3 protein-coding genes are annotated in these 2985 nt (G+C 74.5%); all 3 read right to left on the bottom strand.

The window, feature by feature from the left end:
* Positions 1-590: 590 nt before the first annotated feature.
* Genes IEZ31_RS55495 through kamE form a run of 3 tightly spaced genes read right to left on the bottom strand, consistent with a single transcriptional unit; the run spans position 591 to position 2907 of the window.
* Positions 591-1802 carry a glutamate mutase L gene (locus IEZ31_RS55495; protein ID WP_190258250.1) on the bottom strand — a complete coding sequence of 404 codons (1212 nt, stop codon included), beginning with the start codon at positions 1800-1802 and terminating at the stop codon, positions 591-593.
* Positions 1799-2179 (bottom strand): 3-aminobutyryl-CoA ammonia lyase, encoded by a 381-nt coding sequence (gene kal / locus IEZ31_RS55500; RefSeq protein WP_190258248.1) that lies wholly within the window; start codon positions 2177-2179, stop codon positions 1799-1801. The genes IEZ31_RS55495 and kal overlap by 4 nt, the downstream gene beginning before the upstream one ends.
* Positions 2176-2907 carry a lysine 5,6-aminomutase subunit beta gene (gene kamE / locus IEZ31_RS55505; protein ID WP_190258249.1) on the bottom strand — a complete coding sequence of 244 codons (732 nt, stop codon included), beginning with the start codon at positions 2905-2907 and terminating at the stop codon, positions 2176-2178. The genes kal and kamE overlap by 4 nt, the downstream gene beginning before the upstream one ends.
* Between the last annotated feature and the right edge of the window lie 78 nt (positions 2908-2985).

Here is a 2985-nt window from a genome sequence, read left to right on the forward strand (position 1 = left end):
CGTCACGTCGGCAGCGGCACCGGGGTCCGCAGGTTGGAAACCCCGACCACACCGCGGGCGAAGCCCCGCGGAACAAGAAGTGCGTCGCGCAGCGACGCATGGGGGGTGTGGGGTGGGAACCCCCCACAAAACCGCGGGCGAAGCCCGCGGAGCTAGAAACTGCGCTAGAAACTGAATTCGGGGCGCGACCGAAGTCGCGCCCCGCGCTCCCAGGCCCTTTGTCCGGCCGGTGCGGCAGTGGCGTTCGTGCGCGGCCTTCGTTCCGGCTCGGCGCCGGGCTGGCTGCCCGTGACGTGCCGTTGTCTACTGGCCGCGTGATCCCCCCTGCCCTGACACCGGTGGATGACCGGCTCGCGGCCCCCGCCGACCCCCGCCCGCTGGACCTGGCGGCGTCCCACCGGTTGGTGTGGACGTCCGGCCAGCCGGCGTTGGGGAGAAGCGAACCGTGGTCATCCTTCCCGAAGTAGGACGCAAAGACGGTACGCGCACGCTCGGGGGGACTGTCAACCGCCCCCCGGGGTTGAATTCGGGTGGGGCGGCGTGTCGCGCCGCGTGTCGGGCGCGTTTCACACCGCTGATCACACGAACGGTCACGGTCGGTGCAGGTGCCGTCGCAGAAGTGCGGCGGCGGCGTCCGGGTGGTCGGCGGCGAGGAGCCCGGCCGGCGCGAGGACGTAGTCGCGGTCGACGGCGACGTGGGGTGCGCGGGGCAGCGCCCACCCGCCGGCGTGGTCGTGCAGGGTCGGTGCGAGCGCCGCGGCGGCGGCGTGCGGTTCAGCATGCCGGAAGACCCCGCCGGACGCCACGACCGACACGACGTTTCGCAGATCCCGTCCCGCGCGGGCGTGACGCCGCACCGCCACCACGCACGCGGCGGCGGCCCGGCCCAGCGTGTCGTCGCCGCCGGTGACCTTCTCGGCGGCCGCGGCGGCGAGGATCCCGTCGACGTTCCACCGCACGCCCAGGTCCCCCTCGACCGTCCGGGCCCGCCACAGCCTCCCCGCCACCGCGGCCCCGGCGGTCTCGTCCGGGACGAGCGCCGAGTACACGTCCGTGGTCGCCCCTCCGACGTCCACCACGAGCAGGTCCCCGGGCAGCTGGTCCGCGTACAACCCGACGCCGGTCAGTACCGCGTCCGGGGTGGCGGCGGAGACGAGCCGCGCGAAGCGGGGCCCCCGGGAGAGGCGTTTGCCGCCGATGACGTGCCGCAGGAACACCTCCCGGATCGCCGCGCGGGCCGGGACGGGGTCGAGGACGCCGATGCGGGGCAGGACGTTGCCGGTGGCGGCGACGGGCAGGCCGCGGGCGGTGAGCAGGGCGGTGACCTCGTCGCGGGCGTCGGCGTTGCCGGCGACGACGACGGGGACGCGCCAGCGGGCGGCGGCGAGGCGGCGGGCGTTGTGCAGCAGCGTGTCGGGGTCGCCGCCGTCGGTGCCCCCGACGAGCAGCAGCACGTCGGGCCGGGCGGCCCGCACGGTGCGAAGCCCGTCGGGGGTCTGCCGGCCGGCGGCGACGTGCACGACCCGCGCCCCGGCGGACAGGGCGACGCGGTGGGCGGCGTCGGCGGACACGAGCGCCTCCTGCCCGACGACGGCGAGGCGCAGCCCGCCACCGGCGGACGAGCAGCAGTACACCCGCCGGACCGGGCCGCACCCGGCCAGCAGCGCGTCGACGCCGTCGAGGACGTCGGTGCCGGCCGTGGTCGGGTGGCTGGCGGTGGCCACGAGCGTGCCGTCACCGACGTCGACGACGGCGAGTTTCGTGTCGGTCGACCCGACGTCGAGGCAGGCGACGAGCATCAGCCGGCGGGAACGACGACGGTGCCGGTCGCGGACGTCGCCAGTACCGGCGGATCCAGCACCGCGGCAGCCGACGCCGACACGTCCGGGGTGCCCCGGCACACCACGTGGCAGGTGAACTCGATCGTCCGCGACCGGTTCCCGACCCGGGTGACGGTCGCGGTGACCTCGACGACGTCACCGGCCCGCACCGGCGCGTGGAACGTGACCGCGGAGTACCCGGCGAACAGGCCCTCGTCGCCGTCGGTGCGGATGCACACCTCGGTGGCGGCGTCGCCGAACAGGGCGAGGCTGTAGGCGCCGTCGACGAGGTTCCCGGCGTAGTGGGCGTGCGCATACGGCACGTACCGGCGGTGCACCACCGTGGTCCCGAGCTTCACCGCGCACCCACCGCGTGCACGAGGTAGGAGGCGACCTCACGGGGGGTGGTGCCCCGGCCGAAGATCCGGTCGACGCCGAGCTCGGGGGCCATCATCTCGTCGAAGCGGGGCCCGCCGACGACGAGCAGCGGCCGGCGGGCGGCCGGGAACGCCTCCCGGAACGCGGCCGACATCTCGCGGGTGTTGTGCAGGTGCGCGTCGCGCTGGGTGACGACCTGCGAGACGAGGACGGCGTCGGCCTTCTCGGCGCGGGCCTGTTCGACGAGCTCGGGGACGGACACCTGGGCGCCGAGGTTCAGCACCCGGCACTCCCGGTAGTACTCCAGGCCCTTCTCCCCGGCGATGCCCTTGACGTTGAGGATGGCGTCGATGCCGACGGTGTGGGCGTCGGTGCCGATGCAGGCGCCGACGACGACGAGCTTGCGCCGCAGCCGGGCCCGGATCGCGGCGTTGATCTCCTTCGCGGACAGCAGCGGGTAGTCACGCTCGGCGACGACGACCTTGCCGGGTTCGACGAGGTGGTTGACCCGCCCGTACACGACGAAGAAGGTGTGCTGCCCGCCGAGGGCGCGGCTGTGCACGACCATCGCCGGGTCGACACCCATCTTCCCGGCCAGCTGCAGGGCGGCGCCTTCGCCGCGCTTGTCGGCGGGCAGCGGCAGCGTGAACGACAGCTGCACCATCCCGTCGCCGGTCGTGTCCCCGTACGGACGCACCACGGTGCTCATTCGCCCTCCGCTTCGCTCCGGCCGCCTGAGCTCCACCCTGAGCCCAGCATGAGCGGCCTCCTCCGCTTCGCTCCGGAA

This window comes from Dactylosporangium sucinum (assembly GCF_014647515.1).
GTDB lineage: Bacteria > Actinomycetota > Actinomycetes > Mycobacteriales > Micromonosporaceae > Dactylosporangium > Dactylosporangium sucinum.